Origin of the sequence: Caldinitratiruptor microaerophilus, assembly GCF_025999835.1 — a bacterium.
Lineage (GTDB): Bacteria > Bacillota > Sulfobacillia > Symbiobacteriales > ZC4RG38 > Caldinitratiruptor > Caldinitratiruptor microaerophilus.
The window spans coordinates 336827-351011 of sequence record NZ_AP025628.1 but is presented as its reverse complement, the minus strand read 5'-3'; the positions used below and the strand labels follow the sequence as shown (position 1 = coordinate 351011).

Genomic DNA, 14185 nt, shown 5'->3' with positions numbered 1-14185 from the left:
CCCCCTGCCCTGTGGACCGGCCCCTCTCCCCCGGTCCGGTGGTCCTCACGGGTGCTGTAATCTGTGTGCACCGCTTGGAACGAGTTTCGCCCACCGGCCTGGCACTTCCTCCCGGACGGCCCGGTCACCGGGGCGGCGCCCTGCCGCGGCCCTCAGATGCCCGCCAGCGCCTGGTCGAGGTCGGCGACGAGGTCCTCGGGGTCCTCGACCCCCACCGAGAGGCGGATGAGCCCGTCCGTGATCCCGAGGGCCTCCCGGACCTCGGCGGGCAGCGAGCCGTGGGTCATGCGGGAGGGCACCTCGATGAGGCTCTCCACCCCGCCGAGGCTCTCCGCCAGGTAGAACAGCCTGACCCGCTCCACCACGCGCTCGGCCGCACGGGCCGAGCCCACGTCGAAGGCGATCATGCCGCCGTAGCCCGTCGCCTGACGCTCGTGCACCTCCCGGCCCGGGTGATCCGGGAGGCCCGGGTAGTAGACCCGGCGGACGCGGGGATGGGCGGCAAGGTACGACGCGACCCGCCGGGCACCCGCCTCGTGGGCCTGCATCCGGAGCGGCAGGGTGGCGATGCCCCGGATGACCAGGTAGCAGTCCAGCGGCCCGGGCACCGCTCCCGCCGCGTTCTGGAGGAAGGCGAGCCGCTCCCCCAGCGCCGGGTCGCGGGCCACCACGAGGCCGAGCACCACGTCGCTGTGACCACCCAGGTACTTGGTGGCGCTGTGCCACACCACGTCGGCGCCCAGTTCGAGCGGTCGCTGGAAGTAGGGGGTCATGAAGGTGTTGTCCACGATGAGGAGGGCGTCACGCGCGTGGGCCAGTTCGGCCAGGGCGCGCAGGTCGGAGATCTTGAGCAGGGGGTTGGTGGGCGACTCCACCAGCACCGCCCGGGTGCGGGGGGTGAAGGCGGCGGCCACCGCCTCCGGGCGGGTGGTGTCCACCCGGGTGGCCTCGAGCCCGAAGCGCCGGAACACCTTGTCCTGCAGGCGGAAGGTGCCCCCGTACACGTCGTCCCCCAGGATCAGGTGGTCGCCGGCCTGGAAGAGGAGCAGGATCGTGGTGAGCGCGGCCAGCCCGGAACCGAAGGCCAGCCCCCGGCTCCCGCCCTCGAGACCGGCGATCAGCTGCTCCAGCGCCGCGCGGGTGGGGTTGCCGGTGCGCGAGTACTCGTACCCCTTGTGGCGGCCGATGGCCTCCTGACGGTAGGTGGACGTGAGGTACACCGGCACGTTGACGGCCCCGGTGAGGGGATCGGGCCCGGGTCCACCGTGGATGCAGCGGGTGGCGAATCGCACGGATCCCACCTCCGGACGTGCACGCTCAGAGTTCCTGCTCGTAGATCCGCCGGGACAGGTACCGCTCGCTCGAGTCCGGCAGGACCACGGCAATGCGAGTGCCGGGCGCCGACTCCCGTGCCACCTCCAGCGCGGCCCAGACGGCCGCCCCGCTCGAGGACCCCACCAGGAGCCCCTCCCGACGGGCGAGTTCCCGAACCGTGTCGAAGGCGGCCCGGTCCGGCACGCGGAGAAAGCGGTCGGCCAGGGACACGTCCATCACGGCGGGGACGAACCAGTTGCCGATCCCTTCGACCTTGTAGGTGCCCTTCGGGCCGCCGCCGATGATCGAGCCCTCCGGCTCCACCGCCACGCAGCGGATGGCCGGGTCCTGCGCCTTGAGGTAGCGGGCCACGCCGGTGAACGTGCCGCCGCTGCCCACCCCGGCAACGAACACGTCGAGCCGGCCGTCCAGGTCGCGCCAGATCTCCGGACCCGTCGTGCGGTAGTGGGCGTCCGGGTTGGCCGGGTTCTCGAACTGGTTCGGCACGAAGCTGCCCGGGATCGCCGCAGCCAGCTCGTGCGCCCGGCGGATCGCCCCGGCCATCCCCTCCTCGTTCGGCGTGAGGACGATCTCCGCGCCCAGGGCCCGCATGAGGGCCGACTTCTCCCCGTCGAACTTCTGCGGCATCACGAAGATGACCCGGTAGCCCCTGCCCACCGCCGCCAGGGCCAGGCCGATCCCCGTGTTGCCGGCCGTGGGCTCGATCACCGTCCCCCCCGGGCGCAGACGGCCCTCGGCCTCCGCCCGGTCCAGCATCGCCACCCCGATCCGGTCCTTCACGCTGCCGCCGGGGTTGAACATCTCCAGCTTGGCGTAGACTTCGACCCCGTCGGGGACACCCATGTTCCGAAGCCGCATGAGCGGCGTGTTGCCCACCAGGTCACGGATGCCTTCTGCGACCCTTGCCACCGCACGCACCCCTTGTCGTGTGTTGCGCGCCGGGTCTGCCGCACGTGCCGGCGCCACCTCCATCATATACTGTAATTCCGATTTGTTCACGTGGGATTTGCCCGCGGCGCCTGACCTCGCCGGTATCATCCTGCCCGCCGGCGGAAGGGATCGCCGGGAGGCGCGATGAACACGATGAGGGCCCCGCCGGCAGGCGGACGTGCGCCGGCTACGACGGGCCCCTCGTCAATCTCCGGTGCGGACCCGCGCGGAGGTGGGAACCGGTATGAACCTGGAGGAACTGCGGGATCGGTACGTGGCGTTTCAGATGGACGGCCACCCGGACCTGACCGAGTTCCTGGACAGGGTGGTCGCAGGGGATTTCGGACCGGTCAGCCCCGAGCTGCTGGCGGAGTTCCTGGACAGCGTCGAAGCGGACATCGTGGGCAACATGGAGACCATGGCCGCGGCGAACCCCGACCTGGCGGCCCGGAAGGACGAGGCGCTCGCCGCTCAGCTCGAGTGGCTTCGCCGGATCCGGGAGAAGTACGTCGCCCGGCGGTAGCGGCGCTCTGGCCAGCCAGCCCTCCAGGACCGGGTGCCGGGCCTGCCGGCCCGGTCACGACGCAGGGCCGGCCCGCTCGCGGATCCGCTCCTCGACATCGCGCAGCCGCAGCGGGACCAGCTCGTTCCACACCTTGAGCAGAGAGCGCACGTCCCGCATCTCGGCCCTCACTTCCTCGTACTGGCGGTCGATGGCCCCGTACAGGATCGAGTGGCTCTCCGCCACGAGTCGAACCTGGTCTTGCAGCGAGTCCAGATTGGTTCCGACACGGCCGGTTTCGGCGTGCAGGGCCCTCAGCTCTTCTTCTGCACGCCCGACGCGCGCCTCCACGCTGCCGACGCGCTCCTCCACGCCGCCGAGGCGCTCCTCCACCCCGTCGAGGCGCCGGGCCATGCCGTCGAGGCGCTCCTCCACCCTGTCGAGGCGGCCTCCCAGATGCTCGAGGCTTCCCTCCACTCCTCCGATGCGCTCTTCCAGTCGGCTCAGGCGCCCTTCGACGCGGCCGATTCGCTCCTCGACACGCCCGATCCGCTCTTCGACCCCTCCGAAGCGCCTGTCGAGGTACTCTCGCAGCTCCTGATCCACCCCTGCTCCCCTCCACGCCCGCTGTCCGGCAGTTGCCAGGAGGGATTCTCCGTGCGGGTTCGGCTTCCCTCCGAGCGCTACGACCGCCGGGACAAGCCTCGCGGTGCGGGGGACGGAGCGCGCAGCCGGGGTAAAATGAGCCTGGCCGCGATGGAACCGGTGTTCCCCCGGGGCTGCAAACCCTGGCGTCCGGACCACAGCGTCCGGAGATGGGTTCGACTCCCATCCGCGGCCTCCATGTTCCATCTCGCCGGCCGCCGGGGCCGCGGCGCGCCGCTGGCCGGGGCTTTACATAAGATACCCGTGAGCCTCTCTGCCCCGGAGGTGAAAGCATGGACAAGAGAGGCGGCGTGACCGAGGTCCGCGTCACCCCGGTGACCCCGGCGGCGGCACCCACGGTGGTGGTCAACTGCCCGCCGGCGGCGGTACCGCCCGCCGTGACCGGGATCACCGGCCTCACGGCTCCGGCGGCGATCCCGACCGTGGCTCCGGCTGTGGGCCCCAGCGCGATCGGGGTTTCCCTGACCGCCCAGCAGCTCATCAACCTGATCTCCACCGTGAACCCCAGCCTGGCCGCCGTGCTGCGGGCCAACCCGACCCTGGCCGCGCAGGTGGCCGCCAACATCCAGCTGGTGAACCTCCTCCTCGCCAACCCGACCGTCGCCTCCATCATGGCCGCATGCCCGGCCCTGCTGGCTCAGGTGGCGGTGAACCCGATCCTCACCGGCCAGTTCGCGGCCGTCTTCGGCACCCCCTTCTTCGGCGTGCCCGGTATCGCCGTGACGGGGCCGCTGGGCGTCCTGGACGACACGACAGCGCTCCTGCTCTCCCTCGGCCTCTGAGGCATCCGCCGGGCGGCGGGACGCGTGCGCGACCGCACCTGCCCCAAACGGCGGGTGCGGTCCTGCGCGACACCGCCTGTCCGACCTAGTCATGGCGACGGGCCGGCCGCGCCACACTGGCGGGTCGGCAACGCAAGGCCCGTATTTCGGGGTTGCAGTCGTGACCCCCGCGGGCATACGCAGCGCGGCAGCGATCGGGCCCCACGCCGCGCGCCTCGTGCTATGATGGAGGCGACGTGGAGGAGGGGCGTGCCGTGCCCGAGGCCCCTGAGCCCGAGAGCGCGCAGGAGCGCTGGAACCGCCGCTACGCCGCCGGGGAGTTCTCCCGGCTACCCAGCCCCCGCCTGGTCGAACTGTCCCACCTCTTGCCCCACGCGACTTCCCGGCCGCCGGGGCGACCGCTGCGCGCCCTCGACCTGGCCTGCGGCGCCGGGCGGAACACCCTCTACCTCCTGAGCCTGGGCTACGAGGTCGACGCCTGGGACGTCAGCGACGAGGGCCTCCGCATCCTGCGGGAGGAGGTCCCCGCCGGGAACCGGGACCGGCTGCGCACCCGCCAGGTCGACCTGGAGGCGGGCCCGGTCGACATCCCTCCCCAAGCGTACGACCTGGTGGTCGTCACCCTCTACCTCCACCGCCCGCTGCTGCCGCACATCCGCCGCGCGGTGCGGCCCGGCGGCGTCGTGTTCTACCACAGCTTCTACGCCGCCGGGCCGGGGCTCCGCCACCGGCCGGACCACACGCTGAGGCCCGGGGAACTCCTCGATACCTTCCGGGACTGGGAGGTCCTGCACTACGGAGAGGATGCGGTCCGGGGGCTGGCCACGCTGGTGGCCCGCCGGCCGCCGGCCGGCACCTCCTGAGCGCGACACGGCGTGTCCGGGCGAGCGTCGCCGTCAGCGGACCGCGGCCTCCTCCCGCAGCCCCCGGAGCAGTTCCCGGCTGATCACGATCCGCTGGATCTCCGACGTGCCCTCGTAGATCTGGGTCACCTTCGCCTCGCGCATGAGGCGCTCGACCCGGTAGTCCTCCATGTACCCGTAGCCGCCGAGGATCTGCACGGCCTCGGTGGTCGCCCGCATCGCGACCTCCGAGGCGAAGAGCTTGGCCATCGACACCTCCCTGCGGCAGGGGCGCCCCTGTCCCAGCAGGAAGGCCGCGCGGTAGACCAGGAGCCGGGCGGCGTCGATCTCCGTCGCCATGTCGGCCAGCTTGAAGGCGATGGCCTGGTGCTCGGCGATCGGCTTGCCGAACGTGTGGCGCTGCCGGGCGTAGGCGAGAGCGTCGTCCAGCGCCGCCTGGGCGATCCCGACCGCCTGGGCGCCGATGCCGACCCGCCCCCGGTCCAGGATCGCCATGGCGATGGCGAAACCCTGCCCCTCGTCCCCCAGCCGGTTGGCCACGGGGACCCGGCAGTCCTCCAGGTACATGGCGGTGGTCGGCGAGGCGTGGAGGCCCATCTTCCGCTCCGGCGGGCCGAAGCGCAGGCCCGGCGCACCCTTCTCGACGATGAACGCCGTGATCCCGCGGTGGCCCGGCGCGGGGTCCGTGCGGGCGAAGACGATGTAGCTGTCCGCCACCCCGCCGCTCGTGATGAACGCCTTCTGCCCGTTCAGGACGTACACGTCGCCGCGCCGCTCGGCCCGGGTCTGGATCGCCGCCGCGTCGGAACCGGCCCCGGGCTCCGTCAGCGCGTACGCGCCCAGGAGTTCGCCCCGGGAGAGCCGGGGCAGGTAGCGCATGCGCTGCTCCTCGGTGCCGAAGCGGTAGATGGCCTCGGAGTGCAGGGAAGAGTGGACCTCGTAGATCACCGCCGTGGCCGCGCATGCCCGGGCGAGTTCCTCCACCACGATCGTGTAGCTGACCCAGTCGAGCCCCTGCCCGCCGTACTTCTCCGGGAGCTGCATGTTCAGGTAGCCAAGCTCCGCCAGACGCCGGAAGTTGTCCCGCGGGAACTCGTGGCGCCGGTTGTACTCGGCGGAGCGGGGGGCGATCTCCTCCTCGGCGAACTCCCGCACCGCCTCGCGCAGCGCCTGTTGCTCGTCGGTGAGGAAGAAGTTCATGCGGGTCCCTCCTGTGCGTCACCCCGGCGGCTCGCCCAGGTGGCGGGAGAGGAGCGTCTCCGCCGCCGTGTACGGGTCGACCTCCCGTGCCGCCACGGCCCCCGCCAGCCGCTCCAGGTCGCCGGACTCCGAGGCGCGCCCGAGCACCGCCCGGGTGGCGTACAGCGACACGAGCTCGCGGAGGCGCGCCTCGGCGTCCAGGCGCAGGCGGGCGTCCCACCGCCCCGACTCGCGCAGGAACGCGAGGTGCTCGAGCAGGCGGTCGACCAGTTCCTCGGTGCCCCGGTCGTCCCGGGCCACCGTCCGCACCACGGGCGGCCGCCAGGAGATCGCGCCGGGCGCCGGCAGGCCGTGCCGCGCGGCCGTGTGGCGCATGGCGGCCGTCATGAGCCCCGTGGCCGCCGCCGGCCCCCTGGCTACCCCCTCGGGGAGCGCGTGCAGGTCGGCGTGGTGACCGCGCGGGTCGAGCCGCTCCAGACCCTGGTATCCGGCCGCGGCAGGCACCCGGGCGTCCTGCGGCCAGCGGTTCATCCCGGGTTCCCCCACGTGGCCCAGGTCGAGCATCATCTCGATCTCGGTGACGGTCCGGTCCGCCCCTTCGCGGTCGGCCTTGTTCACCGCGAACACGTCGCCGATCTCGAGGATGCCGGCCTTGATCGCCTGGATGTCGTCGCCCAGGCCCGGCACCAGCACCACAAGGGTGGTGTGGGCGAGCCCCATGATCTCGACCTCGGACTGACCCGCACCCACGGTCTCGACCAGGATCACGTCGAAGCCGAAGGCGTCGAGGAGCAGCACCACGTCGGCCGTCGCCAGGGAGAGGCCGCCCAGGTGGCCCCGGCTCGCCAGGCTCCGCATGAAGATGCCGGGGTCGGCGAGGGAGTGCTGCATCCGGATGCGGTCACCGAGGATGGCGCCCCCGGAGAAGGGGCTCGATGGGTCGACGGCCACGATCGCCACCGTCCGGCCCCGGGCCCTCAGCGCCACGGCCAGCCGGTCCACCAGGGTGGACTTCCCCGCCCCGGGCGGGCCCGTCACCCCGATCACGTGGGCCCGTCCGGTCCGGCCGAAGACGTCGCGGATGAGCGCCGTCGCCTCGGGCGCCCCGTTCTCGGCCAGCGTGATGGCCCGGGCCAGGGCGCGCCGGTCCCCCTGGATGAAGCGCTCGTATATCTGCATGGGCTACACACGCCTCACGTTCTGCCGGGTGAACTCGATGATCTCGTCCAGGTCGGAGCCGGGGCCGAAGATCCCGGCCACGCCCTGCTCCTTCAGAAACGGGATGTCGTCCTCCGGGATCACGCCCCCCGCCAGCACCAGGACGTCGTCCGCCCCCTGCTCGCGCAGGTGGCGGATCAGCTCGGGGATGAGCGTGTTGTGGGCGCCAGCCAGGCTCGAGATCGCCACCACGTCCACGTCCTCCTGGATGGCCGCCTCGGCGACCTGCTCCGGCCGCTGGTACAGTCCCGTGTAGATCACCTCGAAGCCCGCGTCGCGGTAGGCCCGGGCGATGACCTTCGCGCCGCGGTCGTGCGCGTCCAGTCCCAGCTTGGCGACCAGCACCCGGATCTTGCGGTCCATGTCAGTAGATGGCCTCCTCGCGCCACTCGCCCCACACCTCGCGCCAGACCCCGGCGATCTCGCCCTCCGTGCAGTAAGCGCGGACACACTCCAGGATGTACGGCATGAGGTTCTCGCTGCTCTGCGAGGCCTTGCGCAGCTCGGCCAGCGCCTTCTGCGCCCGGGCCGGATCACGGCGGGCCCGCACCTCCCGCACCCGCTCGATCTGGCGCCGCTGGACCTCGGGGTTGATCTTGAGGATCTTGGTCCTGACCTTCTCGTTCGGGTCGGCGTACTTGTTCACGCCCACCACGACGTAGTCGCCGGACTTGAGGCGGCGCTGGAAGCGGTAGGCGCTGTCGGCGATCTCCCGCTGGAAGAAGCCCTTCTCGATGGCCTTCACCACCCCGCCCAGCGCCTCGATCTTGCGGAAGTACGCCTGGGCCTCCTCCTCCAGCTGGTTCGTGAGCGACTCGACGTAGTACGAACCGGCGAGCGGGTCGATCGTGTTCGCGACCCCGGTCTCCTCGGCGATGATCTGCTGGGTCCGCAGGGCGATCCGAACGGCCTCCTCCGTGGGGAGGGCCAGCGCCTCGTCGTAGGAGTTCGTGTGCAGGCTCTGGGTCCCACCCAGCACCGCCGCGAGCGCCTGGATGGCCACCCGCACGATGTTGTTCTCCGGCTGCTGCGCGGTGAGGCTCACCCCCGCCGTCTGCGCGTGGGTGCGGAGCATCCACGAGCGCGGGTTCTTCGCCCCGTACTTCTCGCGCATGATCCGGGCCCAGAGCCGCCGCGCCGCCCGGAACTTCGCGATCTCCTCGAAGAAGTCGTTGTGCACGTCGAAGAAGAAGGAGAGGCGCGGGGCGAACTCGTCCACGTCGAGCCCCCGGGCCATGGCAGCCTCCACGTAGTACATCCCGTCCGCCAGGGTGAAGGCCAGCTCCTGCGCCGCCGTGGCGCCGGCCTCCCGGATGTGGTAGCCGGAGATGGAGATCGTGTTCCACTTCGGCACGTGGCGCGTGCAGAACTCGATGGTGTCGACGATGAGCCGCACGGACGGCTCCGGCGGGTAGATGTAGGTCTTCTGGGCGATGTAGTCCTTCAGGATGTCGTTCTGGATCGTGCCGGAGACCTGATCCCAGCCCACCCCCTGCTGCTCGGCCACCACCAGGTACATCGCCAGCATGATGCTCGCCGGCGGGTTGATGGTCATCGAGGTGGAGACCTTGTCCAGGGGGATGCCGTCCATCAGGATCTCGAAGTCCCGCAGGCTGTCGATGGCCACGCCGAGCTTCCCCACCTCGCCGTTGGCGAAGGGGTGGTCGGAGTCGTAGCCGAGCAGGGTAGGCATGTCGAAGGCGATGGAGAGGCCCGTCTGGCCGGTCTGGAGGAGGTACTTGAAGCGCGCGTTCGTCTCCTCGGCCGTGCCGAACCCGGCGAACTGGCGCATGGTCCACAGCCGGCCCCGGTACATGGTGGGGTACACGCCCCGGGTGAACGGGTACTCACCGGGGTCGCCCAGGTCGCGCGCGTAGTCCAGGCCGGCGATGTCCTCCGGCCGGTAGACCCGCTTCACCTCGCGATCCGACACCCCGGCGAAGCGGAGCTTGCGCTCCGCCCACTCGCCCGTGTCCCGGCCGGCGCCGCCCGGGCCGTCGTGCTTCTCCGCCATGTCCACCATTCCTCCCGGCCGATTGACCAACCGTTTGGTAGAGCGCGGGGGCAAAATACCCCACCGATTATCGTCAGTATTCGGCGGGCTTTCGCAAGTTCCCTCCTGCCCGGCGCGGCTCCGGACAAGGCACGGAGCGGGCCGGCGACAGGCCATCCGGCCCGCTTCCGTCAGAGGAGGATCCACTGCGGCGCCCACGGGCCTCCCAGCACCGCCAGCGAGAGGAGCGACGCGGCCGGCGGGACCGTGACGGGCGCGGCGCCGGCGCGCGCCGCCGCCAGGACGGTGGCGAGGAAGAGCGCCGCCTGGTCCGCCGGGACGGGACCCGGCTGCCCCGGACGAGGGAGCGTGGCGGTTTGGGTGCCGCCCGACCCCGACCGTGAAGCTCCGGACTCCCCGCCGGCAGCCAGGCGGCTGGCCCACTCCCACCCGAGCTGGAACGCCACCAGAGCCGCCACCGGGTTCTGCGCGGGGCTGAAGAGGTCCATGAGGTTGCTGGCCGCCACCACCGCAGCGGACGGCGAGAGCGCGGCCAGCGCCAGCAGCGGGTGGATGGCCGCCAGCATGTGCACGGGGTCGACGAATACCGCCAGGGGCGGCGGGACTCCGCCTTTCGCTTCGGCCACCGCCTGTCACCTCGGCCGGTACAGGCCGCGCCGCGCGGCACCGGACCCGGCGCAGCGGGGTCGCGGTGCCGCACGGCCCCGGGGTTGGTCAGATGATGATCGGCAGGCCGAACCCGAAGGGGCTGATCGGGAAACCGCCAAAGCCGAAGGAGCTGATCGGGAAGCCGCCGAAGCCGAACGGGCTGATCCCGCCGAACCCCAGGAGACTGAGAGCCGCCAGCGGGCTGACCAGCGACGCCAGCGCCGGGTTCGTGATCGCCAGTGTGGGCGCGGCCGCCGGGTTGAAGGCCAGGAGGGCGGCGGCCGGGTTCAGGGCCGGGTTGAGGAACCGCAGGGCGGGGCCCAGGGCCGAGACGGCCGACACCGGGCTGAGGGCGGCCAGCGCGGCGATCGGGTTCAGCTGCGCCAGCTGGGCGACCGGGTTGACGAAGGACTGCAGGGCCGGGTTCACGGGGGCCGCTGCGGCCGCGGCCGCCTGGGGAAGGCTGGGAGCCGGCATGGGGTGTACCTCCTTCGATCCTCGGGTCACATGAACAGGGAGAGACCGAGGCCCATCGCGAGGGGCCCGGCCAGGACGCTGGGGTCGAAGCCGAGGACCCACGGGCTGACCCCGGCGCCCATGGCCATCAGCGCCGCCGGGTCCAGGAAGGCCAAGGGCGCGGCGGCGAGCGCGGCGATGGGCGAAGTCAGGGCGCCCAGGAGCAGCAGCGACGCCAGCGGGTCGGCCAGGGGGACCAGCGGCGACATCGGGACGGCTGCCAGCCCGCCGCCGCTCACGGGGGGAACACCCTGGGTCATGCCCCCGGGGGCGGGCTGGGAGGCGGCGGCCGGGCCGGCCTGGACCTGCTGGAACTCGAACGATACGGAGCGGACCGTGCCCGGCGGGCGGAACGTGGCCACCGAAGCGGACGTGGGTACCACCTGTACCTGCGTCACCCCCGCGGACCCCGGGGACCCCCGGGACGCGGGACCCCACTTGACCGAGTCCACGGTCATGAGGCGAACCCCTCCCTCCTGAAGCGGGCAGTACCCGGGAGGTGCGGTATCTCCACTCCAGACTATGTCAACCGCCGCCGGTGGTGAAACCGGCGGCGGCGACGTGGCTGGAGGCGATCCGGACGGGACCGGTCAGGACCCCCGGTAGCCCAGGGCGTAGGAGAGCACGACCAGGACGGCGAGACCCACCCGGTATGCGGCGAAGACGCTGTAGCTGCCGCGGCGCAGGTAGGCCAGCAGGTAGCGGATCGCCAGGAAGCCCGTCACGGACGAGGTCAGGACCCCCGTCCAGAAGGCCGGATCGCCCGCTCCGCCGCCGATGTCCGGCAGCTTCAGCACTCCCGCCCCCAGGATCACGGGGAACGACAGCAGGAAGGAGATCCGTGCGGCGGCCTCCCGCTCCAGCCCCTCCAGGAGCCCCGCCGTCATCGTGATGCCGGAGCGGGACACGCCGGGGACCAGCGCCAGCATCTGGGCGAATCCGACGTACACGACGTCGGCGAACCCCACCTGGTCCAGCCGCCGGCCGCGGGCCGCGCGCCGGTCCACCTGCCACAGCACCACCCCGAGCACGGCCAGCGAGGCGGCCATCACCAGCGGCGAGCGGAGGACCTCCTCGACCACGTCCTCCAGGATCAGGCCGGCCAGCGCCGCCGGGACCGTACCGGCGGCGATCCCCCACGCCAGCCGGCCCCGGGAGGTCCGCATCCCTTCCCGGACCGCTGCCAGGGCCAGGTCGAGCAGATCCCGCCAGAACACGGCCGTCACGGCCACCAGCGTGCCCATGTGCAGGCCGACGTCGAAGGCCAGGCTGTGCTCGGGCCAGCCGAGCAGCCACGGGACCAGGTAAAGGTGAGCGGTGCTCGAGATCGGCAGGAACTCCGTGATGCCCTGCACGATCCCCAGCACCGCTGCCTGCACGAGTGTCAACACCCACGCCTCCCCGTCCGTCCCGGACATGCACCTCCGCCAGCATACGGGCTGTCGCCCGGATCTGTCAACGCGACCGGGCCACGGCCTCCACCGCCACCGCGGCGACCTTGAACTCGGGGATCCGGGCGCGGGGGTCGAGGGCGTCGTTGGTGAGGAGGTTGGCGGCCGCCTCGGCGAAGTGGAACGTCAGGAAGACGCTGCCCGGCCGGGAACGCTCGGTCACCCTCGCCGCAGCGGTGACCTCCCCCCGGCGGGAGCGCACCCGCACCATCTGGCCGTCGTGCACGCCCAGCCGGGCGGCGTCGTCCGGGTGGAGCTCCACCAGCGCCTCGGGGTAGATCTCGTTCAGGCCCGCGCTGCGCCGGCTGATCACCCCGCCGTGCCAGTGGTAGAGGACCCGGCCGGTGATGAGGATCAGCGGGAACTCGTCGTCGGGCAGCTCGGCCGGGTCGAGGTAGCCCACGGGGTGGAAGCGGCCGCGCCCCCGGGGCAGGCCGCCGGCGAAGAGGTACGGGGTGCCGGGGTGGTCCTCGGCGGGGCACGGCCACTGCAGGCCGCGCTCCTCGATCCGCGCGTAGGTGATCCCGGCGTACGCCGGCACGGCGCGCCGGATCTCCTCGAAGATCGCCTCCGCCGAGTCGTAGCGCCAGTCGGACCCCAGCCGGCGCGCCAGGTCGGAGAGGATGTCCCAGTCCGCCCGCGCCTCCCCCGGCGGATCGAGGAACCGGCGCACGCGCTGGACCCGCCGCTCGGTGCTCGTGAAGGTGCCGTCCTTCTCGGCCCAGGACCAGGCGGGTAGCACCACGTCGGCCATGGCGGCGGTCTCGGTCAGGAAGATGTCCTGCACCACGAGGAACTCGAGCTGCTCCAGGCAGTGCCGGACGTGGTTCAGGTTGGCGTCGGTCAGGGCGGGGTTCTCCCCCATGACGTAGAGGGCCCGCACCCGGCCGTCGCAGGCGGCCTCGGTGACCTCGGTGGCGGTGAGGCCCGGCGCCTCCGGCAGCCGGACGCCCCACAGCGCCTCGAAGCGGCGCCGGCCCTCCGCGTCGGTCACCGGCACGTACCCGGGGAGCACGTGGGGCAGCGCCCCCATGTCGCCCGCGCCCTGGACGTTGTTCTGCCCCCGGAGGGGGTTCAGGCCGGTGCCAGGGCGGCCGAGCTGGCCGCAGAGCAGCGCCAGGTTCACCAGCGCCAGGGCGTTGTCGGTGCCGGTGGTGTGCTGGGAGATGCCCATCCCCCAGAAGATGGCCGCGGCGGGCGAGGTGGCGTAGAGGCGGGCGGCCTCCTCGACGTCCCGGGCCGGCACCCCGCTCAGCGCCTCCACGACCTGGGGCGTGTAGTGCGCCACGGCCGCGGCCAGTTCCTCGAAGCCCTCCGTGAAGCGCTCGACGAACTCCCGGTTCCAGAGCCCGTCACGGATGATCACGTGCGCCAGGCCGCTCAGCACCGCGACGTCGGTCCCGGGCCGCTGCCGCAGCCAGACCGTGGCGAAGCGGGCGAGTTCGATCTCCCGCGGGTCGATGAGGATCAGGCGGGCTCCCCGCGCCACGGCGGCCTTCATCTCCAGCGCGACGATGGGGTGGTTCTCCGACGTGTTCGACCCGGTCACCAGGATGACGTCGGCATGGTCGCGGATCTCGCCGATCGAGTTCGTCATCGCCGTGGCCCCCAGGGCCAGGTTCATCGCCACGACGCTCGAGGCGTGGCAGAGCCGGGCGCAGTGGTCGACGTTGTGGGTGCCGATCACGGCGCGCAGGAACTTCTGGAAGAGGTAGTTCTCCTCGTTCGTGCACTTCGCGGAGCTGAAGCCGGCCACCGCGCCGGGGCCGTACCGCTCCCGCACCGACGCCAGCCGGCGGGCGACGAGGTCCAGGGCCTCCTCCCAGGAGGCCGGCTCGAGTCGCCCCGTCCGGCGGTCGCCCCGGCGGACGAGTGGCCGGGTCAGGCGATCCGGGCTCGTCACGTAGTCGTGCCCGAAGCGGCCCTTCACGCAGAGGTTCCCGCGGTTCGCCGGGGCATCCGGGGGCGACGTGACCTTCACGATCCGGCCCCGGAGGGTACGCACCTCCAGCGTGCACCCCACGCCGCAGTATGAGCAGGTGGTCACGACGGGCCGCACG

Annotated in this window: 15 protein-coding genes and 1 tRNA gene; 4 read left to right on the top strand and 12 right to left on the bottom strand. The window is 72.2% G+C overall.

The genetic code is table 11. The features are described 5' to 3' along the window. Positions 1-152: 152 nt before the first annotated feature. Complete coding sequence (locus caldi_RS01720) at positions 153-1292, bottom strand: trans-sulfuration enzyme family protein (protein WP_264843372.1); 1140 nt, start codon at positions 1290-1292, stop codon at positions 153-155. Between the two features lie 25 nt (positions 1293-1317). Continuing rightward, positions 1318-2244 carry a cysteine synthase A gene (cysK, locus tag caldi_RS01715; protein WP_264843371.1) on the bottom strand — a complete coding sequence of 309 codons (927 nt, stop codon included), beginning with the start codon at positions 2242-2244 and terminating at the stop codon, positions 1318-1320. 265 nt (positions 2245-2509) lie between these two features. On the opposite strand from cysK, the gene caldi_RS01710 reads away from it, so the two are divergent. After that, a complete protein-coding gene (locus tag caldi_RS01710; protein ID WP_264843370.1) occupies positions 2510-2788 on the top strand; it encodes a hypothetical protein in 279 nt (92 codons plus the stop codon). A gap of 54 nt (positions 2789-2842) precedes the next feature. Here the strand turns inward: caldi_RS01710 and caldi_RS01705 are convergent, their stop codons facing one another. Then, complete coding sequence (locus caldi_RS01705) at positions 2843-3373, bottom strand: hypothetical protein (protein WP_264843369.1); 531 nt, start codon at positions 3371-3373, stop codon at positions 2843-2845. A gap of 143 nt (positions 3374-3516) precedes the next feature. On the opposite strand from caldi_RS01705, the gene caldi_RS01700 reads away from it, so the two are divergent. The 3 genes from caldi_RS01700 (at position 3517) to caldi_RS01690 (ending at position 5078) form a co-directional block, all read left to right on the top strand. Next, positions 3517-3611: transfer RNA gene (locus caldi_RS01700), tRNA-OTHER, on the top strand. Between the two features lie 94 nt (positions 3612-3705). After that, positions 3706-4215 (top strand): hypothetical protein, encoded by a 510-nt coding sequence (locus caldi_RS01695; protein ID WP_264843368.1) that lies wholly within the window; start codon positions 3706-3708, stop codon positions 4213-4215. A gap of 254 nt (positions 4216-4469) precedes the next feature. Then, positions 4470-5078 carry a methyltransferase domain-containing protein gene (locus caldi_RS01690; protein ID WP_264843367.1) on the top strand — a complete coding sequence of 203 codons (609 nt, stop codon included), beginning with the start codon at positions 4470-4472 and terminating at the stop codon, positions 5076-5078. Positions 5079-5111: 33 nt separating this feature from the next. Here the strand turns inward: caldi_RS01690 and caldi_RS01685 are convergent, their stop codons facing one another. The 9 genes from caldi_RS01685 to fdhF form a co-directional block, all read right to left on the bottom strand. Next, on the bottom strand, positions 5112-6278 hold the full coding sequence (locus caldi_RS01685; RefSeq protein ID WP_264843366.1) for an acyl-CoA dehydrogenase: 1167 nt from the start codon (positions 6276-6278) through the stop codon (positions 5112-5114). 18 nt (positions 6279-6296) lie between these two features. After that, the gene (gene meaB / locus caldi_RS01680; protein WP_264843365.1) at positions 6297-7457 is read right to left on the bottom strand and encodes a methylmalonyl Co-A mutase-associated GTPase MeaB; all 1161 of its coding nucleotides are present in this window, start codon (positions 7455-7457) and stop codon (positions 6297-6299) included. Positions 7458-7460: 3 nt separating this feature from the next. Continuing rightward, the gene (locus caldi_RS01675; protein WP_264843364.1) at positions 7461-7859 is read right to left on the bottom strand and encodes a cobalamin B12-binding domain-containing protein; all 399 of its coding nucleotides are present in this window, start codon (positions 7857-7859) and stop codon (positions 7461-7463) included. Position 7860: 1 nt separating this feature from the next. Then, positions 7861-9510 carry an acyl-CoA mutase large subunit family protein gene (locus caldi_RS01670; RefSeq protein WP_264843363.1) on the bottom strand — a complete coding sequence of 550 codons (1650 nt, stop codon included), beginning with the start codon at positions 9508-9510 and terminating at the stop codon, positions 7861-7863. Positions 9511-9680: 170 nt separating this feature from the next. After that, a complete protein-coding gene (locus caldi_RS01665) occupies positions 9681-10136 on the bottom strand; it encodes a hypothetical protein (RefSeq protein ID WP_264843362.1) in 456 nt (151 codons plus the stop codon). An 88-nt stretch (positions 10137-10224) separates the two neighbouring features. Next, positions 10225-10635: a hypothetical protein gene (locus caldi_RS01660; protein WP_264843360.1), complete on the bottom strand. Its 411-nt coding sequence runs from the start codon at positions 10633-10635 to the stop codon at positions 10225-10227. Between the two features lie 26 nt (positions 10636-10661). Next, positions 10662-11132 (bottom strand): hypothetical protein, encoded by a 471-nt coding sequence (locus tag caldi_RS01655; RefSeq protein WP_264843359.1) that lies wholly within the window; start codon positions 11130-11132, stop codon positions 10662-10664. Positions 11133-11264: 132 nt separating this feature from the next. After that, positions 11265-12065: an undecaprenyl-diphosphate phosphatase gene (locus tag caldi_RS01650; protein WP_264843358.1), complete on the bottom strand. Its 801-nt coding sequence runs from the start codon at positions 12063-12065 to the stop codon at positions 11265-11267. Positions 12066-12129: 64 nt separating this feature from the next. Beyond that, a complete protein-coding gene (gene fdhF / locus caldi_RS01645) occupies positions 12130-14184 on the bottom strand; it encodes a formate dehydrogenase subunit alpha (protein ID WP_264843357.1) in 2055 nt (684 codons plus the stop codon). Position 14185: the final 1 nt, after the last annotated feature.

Excerpts from the sequence above, each read along its gene's own strand:
- caldi_RS01710 (WP_264843370.1), top strand. The coding sequence starts at position 2,510 with ATGAACCTGGAGGAACTGCGGGATCGGTACGTGGCGTTTCAGATGGAC.
- caldi_RS01695 (WP_264843368.1), top strand. The coding sequence starts at position 3,706 with ATGGACAAGAGAGGCGGCGTGACCGAGGTCCGCGTCACCCCGGTGACC.
- caldi_RS01685 (WP_264843366.1), bottom strand. The coding sequence starts at position 6,278 with ATGAACTTCTTCCTCACCGACGAGCAACAGGCGCTGCGCGAGGCGGTG.
- meaB (WP_264843365.1), bottom strand. The coding sequence starts at position 7,457 with ATGCAGATATACGAGCGCTTCATCCAGGGGGACCGGCGCGCCCTGGCC.
- caldi_RS01675 (WP_264843364.1), bottom strand. The coding sequence starts at position 7,859 with ATGGACCGCAAGATCCGGGTGCTGGTCGCCAAGCTGGGACTGGACGCG.
- caldi_RS01670 (WP_264843363.1), bottom strand. The coding sequence starts at position 9,510 with ATGGCGGAGAAGCACGACGGCCCGGGCGGCGCCGGCCGGGACACGGGC.
- caldi_RS01660 (WP_264843360.1), bottom strand. The coding sequence starts at position 10,635 with ATGCCGGCTCCCAGCCTTCCCCAGGCGGCCGCGGCCGCAGCGGCCCCC.
- caldi_RS01655 (WP_264843359.1), bottom strand. The coding sequence starts at position 11,132 with ATGACCGTGGACTCGGTCAAGTGGGGTCCCGCGTCCCGGGGGTCCCCG.